The organism is Massilia glaciei (assembly GCF_003011895.2).
GTDB lineage: Bacteria > Pseudomonadota > Gammaproteobacteria > Burkholderiales > Burkholderiaceae_D > Telluria_A > Telluria_A glaciei.
The window spans coordinates 11612-26749 of record NZ_PXWF02000241.1 but is presented as its reverse complement, the minus strand read 5'-3'; the positions used below and the strand labels follow the sequence as shown (position 1 = coordinate 26749).

Genomic DNA, 15138 nt, shown 5'->3' with positions numbered 1-15138 from the left:
GGGGCTTCAGTCGGGCGCCCCGCCGCCTGGCGCGTCCGCGTCTTGACGCTCCCGCGCGACGCGCGTGGGCAGGCGCAGCAGATAGACGCTGACCGCGCAGCCCATGGCCGCGAGCAACAACCGCGCGAGCAAGACGTCGTAGCGCCACATCACCAGCACGAGCGAACTCCACATCATCGACAATGCAAGCACCTTCGCCCTGGCCGGGATGCCCCTGCCTTGCTCGTAGTCGTCGAGGTACTTGCCGAACACCGGATTGGTCAGCAGCCACTTGTGCAGGCGCGGCGTACCGCGCGCGAAGCACGCGGCCGCAAGCAGCAGGAATGGCGTCGTCGGCAGCAGGGGCAGGAAGGCGCCGATCAGGCCGAGCAGGACGAAAAGCACGCCGGCGACGTTGAGCGCGAGTTTCATCCGCGGCCGGCCCGATCGGTCACCAGCGCGCGGGTCGCGCACGGCAGGACGGGCAAGGCAGGCGGCGCACAAGGCGTATGGGCGGTCAATCTCATGGGCGAAGCCGATGGCGGTGTGATCGAAGGCGCATTGTAGCGCGCTGCGCCGTTGCGCCGCTGCAATCCATCTTGTCCGTCAACGCGCACGCGCTATTTGGGCGGCGACAGCGCCGGCCTCTGCGCGCAGGACTTGTCCGCGGCACGCTATTTGGCGCGCCCTGCCCCGGCCCCGGCCAAGCGCGCGCGCATCGCCGGCGTCATCAGGAAGCGCTTGTCGGCGTCGATCAGCAGCACTTCCTTGAGCCCCATCCTGGAAGCCATCGCCTCCCAACCGGCCGGCCCGGTGATGAACAGCGGCTTGGAGTTGCCGTCGGAGCGCAGGCCCGCATCCGTGCCGCCGGCGGCGATCACCGTCACCGACGCGACCAGGTCGACCGTTTGGCCGCTGCGCGGGTCGATAATATGCGGGTGGCGCTTGCCGTCCTTGAGAAAATAGCGCTGGTAGTCGCCGCTGGTGCCCATCGCCTCGTTGTCGTGCAGCGCCACGCTGGCCAGCGCGCCGTCGCCACGCGGGTCCCGGATGCCGACCATCCATGGTCGCGCGCCGGGTTTGCCGATGGCGAGCACGTTGCCGCCGACGTTGACCAGCGCCGCCTTCACCCCGCCGGCGCGCAGGATCAGCGCGGCGCGGTCGAGCGCGTAGCCTTTGGCGTAGCCGCCCAGGTCGATCATGACGGCGTCGTTGGTGCTGCTGATGGTCGTGCCCCGGTAGCGCAGGTCGGACAGGCGCGGATTGGCCGCGACCCAGCGCGCGATCTGAGCGGGCGCCGGGTCGCGCCGCTCGAAGGTGCTGCTTTGGAAGCCCCATAGGCGGACCAGGTGGCCGATCGCAGGGTTGAACAAGTTGTCCGAGCGCTCGGCGAGCACCGTCGCCGACTGCAGCAGGCCGACCATTTCGGCGTCCGCCGTGAACGGCTCGCCGCGCGCGATGGCGTCGTTGAGGGCGGTGAGCATGCTCGGCTGCCAAGAGTGGAATTTGTGGTGCAGGCGGTCGAATTCGGCCAGCACGGCGCGGCTCAGTTCGGCGGCGCGTTCGGGCGAACCGCCGTGGATGCGCACCTCGACGACCGTGCCGAACACGCGGCCGGTGGTGCTGTGGGTGGTGTCCGCCTGGGTGCAGGATGTGCTAACCAGCATCAAAAGCGCGGCCAGCATGATACGTAGGGGTCGCATGGAAAATATCCGATTAAATTAAATCAGCCGTCATTCCTGCCATTGGCAGAAATGACTCCCCGCGAAAACGCAAACGCATGCGTTTGCCCCATGCTGCGCTTACCTATACGCAGAGTTCAAACTTAAGGCTGGGAACCGTTTGTCCAAAATTTTGGAGGGCGCATAACTGCATGCTCAGCATGGGTCCCCGCGTTCGCGGGGATGACGTAGATCTAGATATTGAGTTATCGGCGCGTCAGATCGCCTTGCTGACCATGAAGTCGACCGCCGCCTTCAGCTCCTCGTCCTTCAGGGCAGCATTGCCGCCGCGCGGCGGCATCATCTTGATGCCCTCCACCGCGCTCTTGTAGAGCGCATCGGCGCCCTTCGCGATGCGCGGCGTCCACGACGGCTTATCGCCCAGCTTGGGCGCGCCCAGCACCGCCGCGCCATGGCACGACACGCAACTAGTGCCGTACACCTTCTCGCCGATGGCCAGGTCGGCGGCGCTGGCCGCAACCACCACCGGCGCGGCCGCCGGCTCCGCCACCACAGGCGCCACGACCACCACCGCGGCCGGGTCGGCGGCCGCCGCTTCCGGCGCCGGCGCCTTCTGTCCGCACGCGCCGAGCGCGCCCGCCATCAACAGCGCCAGCAAAGTATTGTTCTTCATGATATCCACCTATAAAAGTCAAAAAAAATCAGTGGCCCGCGTCGCCTGCCGCGCCACCCTTGTCGAGCATTTCTGCCGTCACCTGGTCGAACGGCACCACCTTGCCGCCCTCCTTTTGCACAAAGGCCGCCGCATCCCGCGCGTTGGAGAACGCGCCGAAGGTCGGCCCCATCGAACCCTGCTTGCGGCTGCCCACGACGAACAGCGCGTCCTTCGCCAACATCCAGTGTCCGTCCGGTTGGGCCCAATCGGTCTTGCCCGCGTCCTGCACGAAGATGGCCGCGATCTTGCGCTTGTGCTCGGGCGTTTGCAGCACCGTGAACAACTCCATGAGGTCGCAGTAATAGTCGGCCTTGCCCTCGGTGTAATGGATCTGCGCCTTCGGACCCGGAAAGTCCCGCAGCACCATGCCGTCGAGCGCGCACGCGGTGTCGGCGCCCGGCTCCCCGGCCACCACCGTCAGCGCGGCCTCGCCGCACGCGGCCAGCAGCACGCCCGCCGCCAGGGTTGTGATGCGGCGCATTATTTTTGTTGGCATGTGAACCTCCAGTGGGCGATCAAAAAGGGAATGACGATCCAGCCGGCCATGATCGCCAGCAGCACGGCCGGGTCGGTCAGGCGCTCCGGCATCACCGTCGCCAGGCCGTACATGCTCTGCGCCTGCTCCGAGCTGAAGATGTTCATGAGCCTGAACACGTCGGCCGGATTGAGCATCAACAGCGCCGCGAACACGCCGCTGCCAAGGCTGCCGTCGCTGAGCACCAGCGCGCCCATCAGCAGCAGGTCGAAAATGAGCACGAAGAAAAACCACAGCGCGATCGCCACGCCGCTGGCGCGCACGCGGTCGGACGCGACGACCGACACCAGCATCGAGATGCTCAGGAAGGCGAGCCCGAGCAGGATCGCGCTGCCGACGAAGCCGGCGTAGTGGAAACCGTCGCGCACCGTCAGTTCGTTGGCCAGCGGCAGCAGCCCGGCGCCGAAGCCGAGCACGGTGGCGCCGCTCAGGGCCGCCGCCAGGCCCAGGTATTTGCCCAGCAACACCTCGAAGCGGCTGATCGGCATCGACAGCATCAGCTCGAGCGAGCCGCGCTCGCGCTCGCCCACGATGGCGTCGTAGCCGAGGATCAGCGCGATCAGCGGCACCAGGTAGATCACCAGGCTCGACAGGCTGGCCACGGTCACGTCGATGCTGCGAAAGCCCACCGCGCCCTGCTGGGCGGCGCCGAAATAGGCGATCGCCAGCGCGAACAGCGCGAAGATCACCGCCACTGCCAGCACCCAGCGGTTGCGAATGCGGTCGCGGAACTCCTTGGCGGCCATCACGCGCACCTGGCGCCATTCAATGGGTCCGCGCATGTTTGCCTCCATAGCCGAGAAAAAGGTCTTCGAGCGAGGGTTCGTGGATCGCCACCTCGAGCAGCGCCGGCGCCAGCAAGGCCAGCACCGGCGCCTTCTGCGCGGCGGGACAGGCGATGCTGGCGTGCCCAGTGTCGGCGCCGGCGTCGGCCGTGACGACCACGCCGGGCAGGTGCGCGAGCAATCCCGCAGCCAGCGCCGCCTGGCCGGGCCGCAGCCGCACCTCGATCGTCGACGGCAGCACGTGCCGCGCGCGCAGTTCGGCCAGCGTGCCGAGCGCGCCGACCCGGCCGCCGTCGAGGATCAGCAGGCGGTCGACCCGGTGCTGGATCTCGGCCAGGATGTGCGAGGTGATCACGATGGTGGCGCCGCGCTCGCGCGCCTGGCGCAAAATCACGTAGAAGCCGGCGATGCCCTCGGGGTCGAGCCCGTTGGTAGGCTCGTCGAGGAACATCAACTCCGGGTCGCCCAGCAGCACCTGCGCGAAGCCGAGGCGCTGGCGCATCCCCTTCGAATACGTGTGCAGGCGGCGCGCGCCGGCGCCGGCCAGGCCGACGCGCTCGAGCAGTTCGGGGCAGTGCGCCCTCGGCACGCCCTTGAGGTCGGCGAACAGGCGCAGCACCTCGAGCCCGCTCAGGTTGTCGTAGCTCACGAACGTCTCGGGCAGGTAGCCGATGCGGCGCCGCACCTGGCGGAACTGGGCGCTGGCGGCGTCGACGCCGCCGACCCGCACCCTGCCCGCACTGGCCGGCAGCAAGCCGAGCATGAGCTTGAACAAGGTGCTCTTGCCGGCGCCGTTGTGGCCGATCAGGCCGAACATCTCGCCCTTGCCGATCGCCAGCGAAACCTCACGCACCGCCTCGACCTGGCCGAACGACTTGCTGACGGCGTCGAGTTCAACGGGGGTGTTTGTCATTCCAGCGGCTCCAATTCGGGTTGTTCGGACGCATGCGCGGGTGCGCCTCGACCACGCTCGGCGCGCGCAGCACGGGAAACTGGCGCGCCACGAAGCGCAGCGTCTGGATCGACGGGCTGCTCATGAGCAGCTTGACCAAGGGGTATTGCCAGTTGAGGCGGTCGACCAGGTCGCTCGCTTCGTAGGGGACGTCGCCGGCGCCGTCGCCGTCCTGGTCCCAGCCGCCGTAGTTGCTCCAGTAGTTGCCCTGCTTGACGCCCCAGGCGACGTCGCGCGAGGCGACGAACTTGACCGCCTCCTCGTTGCCGATGAAGTCGTTGGCGCCGACCTCGTTGTTCGACGAACCGGCCGACAGGTGCACGCCGACCCGGTTGTTGATGACCACGTTGTTGCGCAGCACGTTGTACTCGGCGTCGTAGACGAAGAAGCCGCGCCCGTTGCCGGCCACCACGTTGTGCTCGATGACCGAGTCCTGGATCGTGCGCAGCATGATGCCGTGGTCCTCGTTGCCCCAGGCCACGTTGTTTCGCACCACCAGGTTGCGCACCTCCATGAGCGCCAGGCCGCCCCGGTTCAGGTACGACTCGTTGCCCTCCCAGGTGCTGTGGTTGGTGTTCATGTAGTGCGTGCCGTAGCGCACGTGGTGGATCTTGTTGCCACGGAACAGGGCGCGACTCGAGATGTCGACGTAGATGCCGTCGCGCGCGTAGCTGATGTTGTTGTCGATGACCTCGACATCGGTGGTGTTGTAGACCTGGATGCCGTTGCCGCGCGCGGCCGACAGCAGGTCGCGCTTGCCGGTGATGGTGTTGCCGATCACCTTCGAGTGGTGCGATTTTTCGAGCCACAGGCCGAACAAAGTGTAGGCCAGCACGCAGTCGCGCAGCGTGAAGCGGTCGGCGCCGGGCACCACGTACACGCCCGCGTTTTGCGCGTCCATGTCGGCGCCGCTGTCGCGGATGATCAGGCCCTCGATGGTGACGTCGCTGGCGGTGACGCGGATCACGTCGCCACTGTTCTGGCCGCTGATGGTGGGCCGGCCCACGCCGCGCAGGGTCAGCGGCTTGTCGACCAGCAGATGTTCGTTGTAGTTGCCGCGCGCGATGAGCAAGGTGTCGCCGGGCGCCGCGCCGGAAATGGCGGCCGCGATCGACTGCCCCGGCCGCACGCGCAGCTCGGCGCCATCGGCGCCGGCGCTGGACAAGGCCAAAAGGAGGCCGGCGACGGCGGCGGCGTGAGAATGCCTCATGGCGGCTTGCCCGCCACGTCGCCGGCGCGCTCGGCGAGCGCGTCCTTGACCGACTCGAGCTTGATGAAGTAGCCGCCGGCGTCGATCGCGGTCAAGGCCAGCCCGTGCTTCTCGCGGCGCTTGCGCTCGCCGACCAGCGGCGGACACGCATGGTCGTCGTAGTACAGGATCATGCAGTCGAGGCAGAGCATGCATTCCATCTGGTCGATCCGGCCCGCGCTGTCGATCGCGTGCGAGCCGCAACCGGCGGCGCAGGCGTGGCAGGTGGTGCACTCGGCCTTGCGCTTGAGCCCGAACAGGCGGAACTTGCCCGGGATCGCCAGCCCGGCGCCCAGCGGGCACAGGTACTTGCAGTAGGGACGCTCGCTCAGGAACGACCAGCCCAGTATGGCGCCGACGAAGATCCAGAACGGCCAGGTCCGGTTCCAAACGCCGACGATAAAGGTGGTCTTGAACGGCTCGATCTCGGCCAGTTGCTCGGCCGCCTCCATCGAAAAGAAGGACACGCCCAGCAGCACCGCGAAGACGCCGTATTTGAGCCAGCGCAGCTTGTCGTGGATCCGCTTGGGCAGCAGTTTTTGATAGCGTCCGAGGCCGACGAACTTGCCGACGCTGAGCGCGAGCTGCTGCAGCGAGCCGAACGGGCACAGCCAGCCGCAGAACACGCCCCGCCCCCACACCAGCACGCTGGCGATGATGAACCACCAAAACAGGAAGATGAACGGGTCCGACAGGAACAGCTCCCATTTCCACTGGTGCAGCAGCGAATGGAACCAGGTCAGCACCTGCGTGATGCTCGGCTGCGCCTTGAGGTAGAAGCCCAGGAACACCACGCTGACGAGCCACAGCACGTGGCGCGGGCGCTCGATCCACGGCTTGTGCTTGCGCGACGAGATGCGCACCAGCGTGTCGCGCTGCGAATACATGGCGGCGGTGAAGGCGAGCACGCACAGGAACAGGACGATCTCGACCATTTTGCCGCGCCAGATCGCGCGCCACGCGGCCTCGGGCCGCTCGACGAGCGGGCGCCCGCCCACCAGGTAGCGCGACGGCAGCCAGTATTGCTGGTCGAAGTGGACGAAGGTCTTTGCCCCGCTCTGCCCCTCGGCCTTGTTGGCGAGGAAGGCCAGCTGCCACGGCCAGGCCGGGTTGAAGTTTTCGGAGCGGACGATGAACACCGCCGATTCGGTGAACGCCGGCGCGCCCGCGGCCTGCACCCCGTACAGGTTCTGGTAGTCGGTGTCGCGGAAGGTGTAGCTTTGCGGATCCTGGCGCACCTGGATGCGGTCGTAGATGCCGCCGCGCACAAAGCCCGAGCCCTTGAACGAGACGGCGCCGTTGGCGATGATGAAGATGGCCTGCTCGTCGGGCTTGAGTTCTGCCATCAGGCGCTTGTAGACCTGCTCGCCGAGCACGCTGATGCCGACCGAGGGCACATTGAGGTGGCCGAAGTGCATGTCGATGTAGGGGCCGTCGCCGTCGAGGCCGACCTCCCCGGGCGCGACTTGCAGCCGCGCCACGCTGCCCTCGGCGAGCAACTGGTCCCAGCTGAGGCGCTCGTCGAGGGCCGTGTAGCGCGGCGGCGGGCGCGGCTCGCGCTTGAAGATGCCGACCTGGCGGCCGATCTCGTAGGCGCTGCGCGAAATGACCTGGTTCTCGGCGATGACGGTGACGGTCGCGCCGCTGATCGCGTCGAGCCCGACCGCGCCGCCAGCACCGCCGCCGCGGCCGATCTCGAGTTTGGCGTCGCCGCGCTGGCCGACGTACTGGGCGATGAACTTGAGCAGCGTCGACTCCGGGATGCCGGCCAACAATATCGGTTCGGAATGCTTGAGTATGCGCACGCCCGTGATGACGCCGGCGCCATCCATGCCGATCAAGGTCACGATCGGCTTGCCTGAGTACGCGGGAATGTCGACCACGTCGGTCGACAAAAAGACATAGCCAACCAGGCGCTCGGCCTCGCCGGGGCCGCCGGCAAAGGCTTCGACGTAGCTCGGCCGCCCCTTGCGCAGCGAGAAACGGCCGGCCTGCGGCATGACGTCGCGGCACGGCGCGTGCGCGCACAGGTCCGGGCCGTGCAGCAGTTGCTGCGACAGCTCGGCGTCGTACACGTTGGCGCGCGCCGGCCCGGCCGCCAGCATCGACAGCAATGCCAGCAGCGATGCCAACGGCAACAGCCAGGCCGGCCAGGCGCGCGCGCCGCGCCTCATGCGGCTACCCATGCGGCTACCCGCGCTGCGCCCCGTGCGGCTCCCGATGCGCCTCCCATCCGCGCCGCCTACGCCTCGACCAGCAGCCGGCTGCGCATTTCAAGGTGCAGCGCGTGGCAGAAGTGGGTGCAGTAGATCCAGTAGGCGCCGGCCTGATCGGTCTTGAAGGTGACCGACTTGGTTTCCTGCGGATTAACGATGAAGTTGATGTTGTGGTTTGGAATCGCGCAACCGTGGGTCAGGTCCTCCACCTTGTCGAGGTTGGTCAGCGTCAGGGTCACCTCGTCGCCCACCTTGACCTTGATGACCGGCATGCTGAACGACGGCGCCTGGGACATCAGGCGCACGTGCACCTTGTTGCCCTTGCGCTCGATGCCCGCGGTCTCGGCCGTGACGGCGTTGGGGAAGTCGGTCATGAGCGAGACCTGCTTGGTCTTGACGAATTCGCGCTTGACGATGATGCCGTCGTGCGGTTCCGGGTACGCGGTGTGGTCCGACACGAGCACCATCTTGGCGCCGCTGATGTCGAGGATCTGCTCGGCCTCGGGATGGAGCGGGCCGACCGGCAGGAAGCGGTCCTTCGAGAATTTGTTGCCCGAGTTGAAGTACTTGCCGTCCGCATCCTTGGTCTCGCCCATCGACGCGTAGCCGTGGCCGGGCTGGTAGTGGACGTCGGCGCGGTCGATGATCGGCTTGACGCTCTTGTCGCCATTGAACTGGGCGATCGCCAGCGCCACGTCCCACTTGACGACCTGGCTGTCGAGAAACAGCGAGGTGTAGGCGTTGCCCTTGCCGTCGAAGGCGGTGTGCAGGGGGCCGAGGCCGAGTTCGGGCTCGGCGACGACGCTGTCGCGCGGCGCCTTGAGCTCGCCGTTGAACCACTGCAACACCTTGGCCAATTCGATCACGGTCGCCGTCGGCGAGAGCTTGCCCGCGCAGACGAAATACTTGCCGTCGGGACTGGCGTTGACGCCGTGCGGATTCTTGCCGACCGGGACGTAGCAGGTCAACGCGGTTTTCGGGTCGGCGTTGGCCAGCTTGCGCCCGTCGACCACCGGCACCTTGGAGCCGCCGATGGTGGTGAAGCTGCCGGCCTTGATGCGCGCCTCGATGCGCGCGATGTCGAAGAACACGCAGGCGTCGCGCTCGGCCGACATCATGCCGGCGAGGTCGGCGCCGCCCTCGGTGTTGTACTGGGTGGCCGCGGCCAGCTTGCCGTCGTAGGAGGTGGCCAGCAGCTCCATGTTGCCGTCGATGCGGCACTGCCAGCGCACCTCCATGGTGGCGGCGTCGACGCAGGTGAACAGGCAACCCCATTTGGACGGATCGTCGAGGTCGCGCCCGTCATTGGGCAGCGGGATGTGGAATTCGGCGCCGCAGAACACGCGCGTGGTGTGGTTGATGGCGGCGTCGACCGGGTCGCGCTTGTCGGGGAAGATGCCGTGGAAGCCCATCACGTTCGGAATCGCCGTGATCTTGTCGCACTCCATGATGTCCATGCGGATGCGCGCCAGACGCGAGTGGATCTTGTCGTTGACGAACAGCCAGCGGCTGTCGTAGGTGCCGTCGTTGTAGCTGCCGTGCACATGGTGGGTGTCGCCGGTGGTGTACCGCAGGCTGCCATCTGCCTTGGTGCCCATGATCGCCTTCGACTCGTTGGTGACGCCCCAGCCGACCATGCAGTCGGTGTTAAAGACCGGGATGCGCTTGAGGGTGCGCCCTGACGGCAGGCCGAGGACCCGCACCTCGCCACCGTGGCCGGCGCTGATGAAAGCGTAATAGGTGTCGAGCTGGCCGGGGGCCACATGGCCGCCGTCGGCCGCGCCGGCTTTGCCGGGCGCGGCGGTGGCCTTGCCCGCGGGGCCGTCTTCCTTGCATCCAGCCAGGCCGAGCACAACGCCCGCGCCGGCCAGGCTCACCATTGCGCCCTTGCCCAGAAAGCCACGGCGGCTCGTCGTGGCGGTTTCAACGGTGCTGTCGATCGATTCGTTCTTGCTGTCCATCTGTACTCTCCTCGGTGTGCGTGGGTAATCAGCCTTGCCGTGGAGCACCACGGGGCTTTGACCTGGCCGAGTGTAGACAGCAGGTAGGAATTTTCCTATTGGCATGATGGCGCGTGCTCGCGCCGCAGTGCGTAGTGCGGCTAGTTCTTTTGGCCTATGGATCGCTGAGGCATGCACGGTATCATGTCCGCCGGCAAAATCCGTTTTCTTTTGCCGATGATCAAGGAGTGCGCATGCGATTGGATCGGAATCTCTGACGTTGCGGGACGTCCGCTGGTCATCGAAATCGGGCCGGCACGCAACAGGCGATGCACGCGATCGCCGACGGCCGAACTACAATTGCATGACAATTCTCGACTATTTTGCGCGCCACCTCTGCCCTAATATAAACGTCCCGCCACACGCCAGAGGTGATTCGATGACTCTACGCAATGTACTTTTTTCCGGCGTGCTTGCGTCGGTCTCCCTTCTGGCCGCTTGCGGCAGCGGCAGCGATGCGCCGCAACAGACGCCCCAGATCGCCACCACGTTCAGCACCAGCGCCGACGGCTGGCAGGGTGGCTACGCCGACTACGAGGCGGCGACCGAACCGGCCGACGTCGTCTGGGAGTTGCGCTCTCTTCCGGCACCGCTGTCGGGCAACGCCTACTACAATGCCGGCACCAATCGCAGCGACGACCTCTTCATTTACAACAAGAAGAAATTTGGTGGTTACGCGCCGTCCAAACAATACAAACTAAGCTTTGAGATCGAGATCATCACAGACCAATCCGCAGACTGTGTCGGCGTGGGCGGCTCACCGGGCGAAGGCGTCTACGTGGTGGCCGGCGCGGCGCCGACGGAGCCAAAAACCGTTTTGACCACGGGCGGCTACTACACCGTCAACCTCGAGCGCGGCAACCAGGCCACGCCAGGACCGGCGTCGCAAGTGCTGGGCAATATCGCCAACGCGGTGCCAAACTGCGGACCGCAGGTGTACCAGTCGAAGATCCTCAAGAGCGCGGAGCCGCTTTCGGTGAGCAGCGACGCGCATGGCGACATCTGGGTCTTCTTCGGGATCGACTCGGCTTTTGAAGCGAAAAGCGACATTTTCTACAAGTCGATCAAGGTGGCGGTCGACCCGGTGTGAGAATTGAACATGGCGTCGGCCTCACCAGCAGGGCGGAGGAGCGGCCATCGGCGCTAGCGCCTGGGGCGTTTTCCCGTGGAATGGCCGCTGGTCAACATGTACAATCAGCTTGCAAGGGATGGATGGCGGGACGCGGCTGGGAATATCAGCAAAGTGGCGAGGGCGCAATGGTCCGCGAAGTTCCTTTTTTCGACACCCGAGGATGCAATCCACATGACACCACTATTGCGATTTCCATGCCTGGCGTTTTTGCTCACATGCGGCATCTCGCCGGCCACCGCATCGCCAACGTCAAACGAGTATGCGCCCTGCCATCAGCGGGCGGCATTTGTTCTCTCGGCCTGCCTGAACGAGAATCCCGGGGGCGCTAACGACAATTGTTGGAACGGGTCCAGGCGCGCCAATGATGCCTGTTACGCAAGCGTTCGAGAAGGCCATCGCCCCGATTTGGCGAGAATCGCCGCCATGAAAAACGCGGCCGAGGAAGCGAAAAGGGAGCGGCAACACCAGCCTGTCCGCCAGCCCAAGAAGGCCGCCGCCTGCGCCGGGTCCGGGCACCTCATGCTGTGGGACAGGACCCAGGAGGTTCCAGCCGGCGGCCAGATTCAGGCCACGGTTTTGCGCGCACACAGACCCGGTTTTGTCGAGAGCGTGCCGGACGAATGCGTCGATGGCTGGGAGATTGAAACGACGCCCTACGCATCGATCGGCAAGACCGGCCTGATCGAATTTCAGGCAGGCACACCGGACGGTACGTTGATCACGGTCGCTGCGGTCGTGGGCAAAGAGCGCATCAGGGGCAAGGTGCGCGCATTCGATGCGCGGCAGCATCCACTCAAGGGCACCTGGAGGCAGGTTGCCGAACGCCCATGCGAGGCCGGTGCGGTCGAGCGCATGCCCTATGAGCCGATACAAGAACTGGTATTTGACGCCGGCGGCAGGTTCAGCGTGACGCAGCGCCCATTCGAGGCCTACAAGGACTACTGGGGCGAGTATCGCCACGTTGCGTCCAGCGGAGCAGTCGAATTCAGTATAGAGAAGGGCAACAAGGTCCCTCCCGACGTGCGGCTGCAAGGCACAGCCAAAATCACGGGAGCCGATTTGGTTCTCGACGATGTCGTGCTGTGGCCGGCGCCAGACGGGGTGAAGTTGTGCGGTCTTCGATTTGCGCGTTGACCGCGCCGTCGATGGCATTTCCGCCCGCCCGACGTTACCATTGGGTCCCAACCGGTTCAATCGTCTTTCGCGCCGTATAACTTTGGAAAAACCAATCATGAGATTGTCTGCCCTGATCCTGCTCGTGGCCAGCGTCGCATCCCCATTTCAAGCAGCCGCTTGCACGGCCGGCGAAACGCTCCGAAAAAATGTCAGGCACTATCCGATCGTGGGCGACACCACCAAGCACTGGCCTGCCGAACAAACCACGCCCATCGGCGCGATCACCTCGTTTCTAGTGCCGATAGACGCAGTGGTGCGGTTGAAGCATATCGAGCAAGGCATGATGGCGCCGCTGACGATATTCGGCGAACCCAGCCATGAGCAGATGCGCAGCTCGCGCAATATTATTCCGGCATGGGTCGATATCGACCACGACGCGAAGAAATTCAGGTGGGTGCATGTCAACGCATCGAGTTTTGGCGCGAGCGAAGTGAAAATGGACAACGCAAAAGGCTGGAACGCGACCATGAAATTGAACATGGTTTACCCCTCGCCGACGGAAAAGGCAACGCGGGCGCCGGTCGCGCTCACGCTCGGCGAGGGCGGGATGCAGACCGCGGAAGCGGACGGGCGCGACAATATCGAGGTCACCGCTTCCGGCAAGGCGGCCGATGGATGGACCGCCACGCCGGAGGCGGAGACCGGCTTCAAGCTGATCCGGATCGAGCAAGTGGCAAAGACCAGCGGCGAGCCGCAAGTCAAACTTTTTTTCGCCGGGACGAGCAGTCCTAAGGATTCCACGATGGTCCTCAAGCGAGGCAGCGGCAAAACCGCCAAAACCATGAAATTCAAAATCAAGGCGATTCCCACCATCGCCTGCTGAAAAGGGCGAGTTTCAGGCCACCTGAGCCGGGCGCCGCCGCGCCACGCTAGTCGAGGAAGCGCACGCCGCCCACCGACGCGTTCGTGCGGATATTGCTTTGCCCAAGCGAGCGAAGCAGCCGCCCCCCTGCCCTGACGTTCTTGAACGTCACCCCCTGCACTGGGGAGGCCGGCGTGCCAAGGATGAATCCCTCGTCCGGCAGCAACTGGTCGAGCACGATGTCCTCGAAGCGCAGATTGCTGATCCCGCCCGGCACCAGGCTGGTGTCGATGTCGAACAGGCGCGCCGCGTTATACGGCGTGTTGTTGCTGTTGCCCGGGCGCCGGCGCTCCTCGAACACGATGTCGCGAAACAGCACGTCGCGCATGGCCTTGACCGGCCGTTGCCGCGGGTTCTTCTGGCCTTCGAGGAAAAACATCGCGGCCCCGCCTTCGCGCCCGATCATGTCGACATGTTCGACGACGAGGTTCTCGACGGGGGCGGTGTTGCGGAAGATCTGGTGGAACAGCATGAAGCGTCCCCACGCCCCGCCCCACACGACCAAGTTCGAGACGCGCGTGTTGCGCCCGCCCGTGGTGACGAAGAAATCGTCGTTGTTGAAAATGAAGACGTCGTCGATGAGGTTGTCGTTGCCGGTGATCCAGATGCCATCGGTGCAGCCGTTCCAGCTGACGGTCTTGAAGTTGCGGTAGACATTGTGGTGGGTCGCGTCGCCGCGCGGGCTGCGGTCTTCGAGCGCGACCTGCCAGGTGGTGCTCTGGACCAGCGTGATGCCTTCAAGCGTGAAATGGTGCGAACCATCGCCGCCGATGGCGGGCACGGTGTACTGCCAGGACGGGTCGACCCGTTCAAACGGCCATTCGCCGCCCGACAGCAGGCCGCGCCCGCGGATGGTGATGTTGCCGCTGCCACTGGCGAGTTTGAAGCGGCCCTCGACGATGGCGCCGCCGGCGATGTACACGCGCTCGTTGGAGGCCAGTTCGAGCGTGCCGTTGCCCGGCAGGCGATGCACGCCGGGCCCGAAATAATGGGTCGCGCCGGTATCGGGCACGTCGGGCGCGTCGGCGAACAAAAACAAGGGATCGAGGCGGCCATTGATCTCCACCGACAGCTTTTGCGCGCGTTGCAGCGTCAGCACCACCGTGCGGCGGTCCGCGCTGATGGTCGCCGCAATCTGGCGGCGCAATGGACGCACCACCACGTCCCTGGCGCTGGCGCCGGGCGCCAGCAGGGTGATGCGCACGTCGACGGCCATTCCCTCGAACGAAAACGGCGTGAACGACGCGGTGCGGATGTCGGCCTTGCCGGTGTCGAGGCGGCCCGGCAGGATCGGGCCGACCATGCCGGTCCGGTTGGCCGGAATCAGCACGTCCTGGCGGCGCGCCGGATCAGGATTGAAAAAATCGCGCAGCGCCCAGTCGTTGCGGGTCTCGAATACATAGGTCCTGGTCCAGGCGCTGTCGGGCGCGCCGTGCGGCTTGACATCGACCCGGTATTGCTCGGAGCGGTACAGCCGTTCGACGCGCGAGAGGTCGAGGTCCTGCGGGTACGGCGGCACCACCAGCGCCGGCGCGGCACGCGCGCCCAGGGACGCAATGAGCAACAAGGCCGCGGCCAATAAGCCCCTCATGGCGCTCCCGCGGCCAGTGGCGCCAAATCAGGGAGCGGCATCGGCGCGGCCAGTAGTTCCATGGGTTCCATTCCGTGCGTTTGCACATGTGTGGTTCGATGGGCGGATTCTGTCCTTTTGGGTGAGGCGGCGCAATGATGAAAACGCATCGGCGGCATCATGATTATTGGTGCACCTGCAAATCAGGGCAACAGGTATCGAACATGTCGATTCCCGATAGTGCTGGGCAACGGACATGGCGCCCTATACGTCCTTGCAAAGGAA

13 protein-coding genes are annotated in these 15138 nt (G+C 65.6%); 3 read left to right on the top strand and 10 right to left on the bottom strand.

Features of this window, described 5'->3' with window-relative positions:
* Nucleotides 1-6: 6 nt before the first annotated feature.
* From C7C56_RS15555 to nosZ, 9 genes are all read right to left on the bottom strand, one after another.
* Nucleotides 7-411, bottom strand: a complete 405-nt coding sequence (locus tag C7C56_RS15555) for a YbaN family protein (protein WP_106758286.1) — start codon at nt 409-411, stop codon at nt 7-9.
* 242 nt (nt 412-653) lie between these two features.
* The gene (locus tag C7C56_RS15550) at nt 654-1682 is read right to left on the bottom strand and encodes an FAD:protein FMN transferase (RefSeq protein ID WP_106758285.1); all 1029 of its coding nucleotides are present in this window, start codon (nt 1680-1682) and stop codon (nt 654-656) included.
* Between the two features lie 235 nt (nt 1683-1917).
* On the bottom strand, nt 1918-2334 hold the full coding sequence (locus C7C56_RS15545) for a c-type cytochrome (protein ID WP_106758284.1): 417 nt from the start codon (nt 2332-2334) through the stop codon (nt 1918-1920).
* A gap of 28 nt (nt 2335-2362) precedes the next feature.
* Complete coding sequence (locus C7C56_RS15540; RefSeq protein ID WP_106758283.1) at nt 2363-2872, bottom strand: nitrous oxide reductase accessory protein NosL; 510 nt, start codon at nt 2870-2872, stop codon at nt 2363-2365.
* Nucleotides 2857-3693, bottom strand: a complete 837-nt coding sequence (locus tag C7C56_RS15535) for an ABC transporter permease (RefSeq protein ID WP_219933167.1) — start codon at nt 3691-3693, stop codon at nt 2857-2859. The genes C7C56_RS15540 and C7C56_RS15535 overlap by 16 nt, the downstream gene beginning before the upstream one ends.
* Nucleotides 3677-4609, bottom strand: coding sequence for an ABC transporter ATP-binding protein (locus C7C56_RS15530; protein ID WP_106758282.1), 933 nt, complete (start codon nt 4607-4609; stop codon nt 3677-3679). The genes C7C56_RS15535 and C7C56_RS15530 overlap by 17 nt, the downstream gene beginning before the upstream one ends.
* Nucleotides 4590-5858, bottom strand: coding sequence for a nitrous oxide reductase family maturation protein NosD (locus C7C56_RS15525; RefSeq protein WP_106758281.1), 1269 nt, complete (start codon nt 5856-5858; stop codon nt 4590-4592). The genes C7C56_RS15530 and C7C56_RS15525 overlap by 20 nt, the downstream gene beginning before the upstream one ends.
* Nucleotides 5855-8071 (bottom strand): 4Fe-4S binding protein, encoded by a 2217-nt coding sequence (locus tag C7C56_RS15520; protein ID WP_106758280.1) that lies wholly within the window; start codon nt 8069-8071, stop codon nt 5855-5857. The genes C7C56_RS15525 and C7C56_RS15520 overlap by 4 nt, the downstream gene beginning before the upstream one ends.
* A 68-nt stretch (nt 8072-8139) precedes the next feature.
* Nucleotides 8140-10074 carry a TAT-dependent nitrous-oxide reductase gene (gene nosZ / locus C7C56_RS15515; protein WP_106758279.1) on the bottom strand — a complete coding sequence of 645 codons (1935 nt, stop codon included), beginning with the start codon at nt 10072-10074 and terminating at the stop codon, nt 8140-8142.
* A gap of 418 nt (nt 10075-10492) precedes the next feature.
* On the opposite strand from nosZ, the gene C7C56_RS15510 reads away from it, so the two are divergent.
* From C7C56_RS15510 to C7C56_RS15500, 3 genes are all read left to right on the top strand, one after another.
* Nucleotides 10493-11203, top strand: a complete 711-nt coding sequence (locus C7C56_RS15510; protein ID WP_146204503.1) for a hypothetical protein — start codon at nt 10493-10495, stop codon at nt 11201-11203.
* A gap of 465 nt (nt 11204-11668) precedes the next feature.
* Nucleotides 11669-12379 (top strand): hypothetical protein, encoded by a 711-nt coding sequence (locus C7C56_RS15505; RefSeq protein WP_109246576.1) that lies wholly within the window; start codon nt 11669-11671, stop codon nt 12377-12379.
* A gap of 97 nt (nt 12380-12476) precedes the next feature.
* Entirely contained in the window at nt 12477-13244 is a 768-nt protein-coding gene (locus C7C56_RS15500) for a hypothetical protein (protein WP_146204502.1), read from the top strand.
* Nucleotides 13245-13290: 46 nt separating this feature from the next.
* Here C7C56_RS15500 and C7C56_RS15495 read toward each other — a convergent pair whose 3' ends face one another.
* Complete coding sequence (locus C7C56_RS15495; protein ID WP_109246575.1) at nt 13291-14874, bottom strand: glycoside hydrolase family protein; 1584 nt, start codon at nt 14872-14874, stop codon at nt 13291-13293.
* Nucleotides 14875-15138 lie beyond the last annotated feature (264 nt).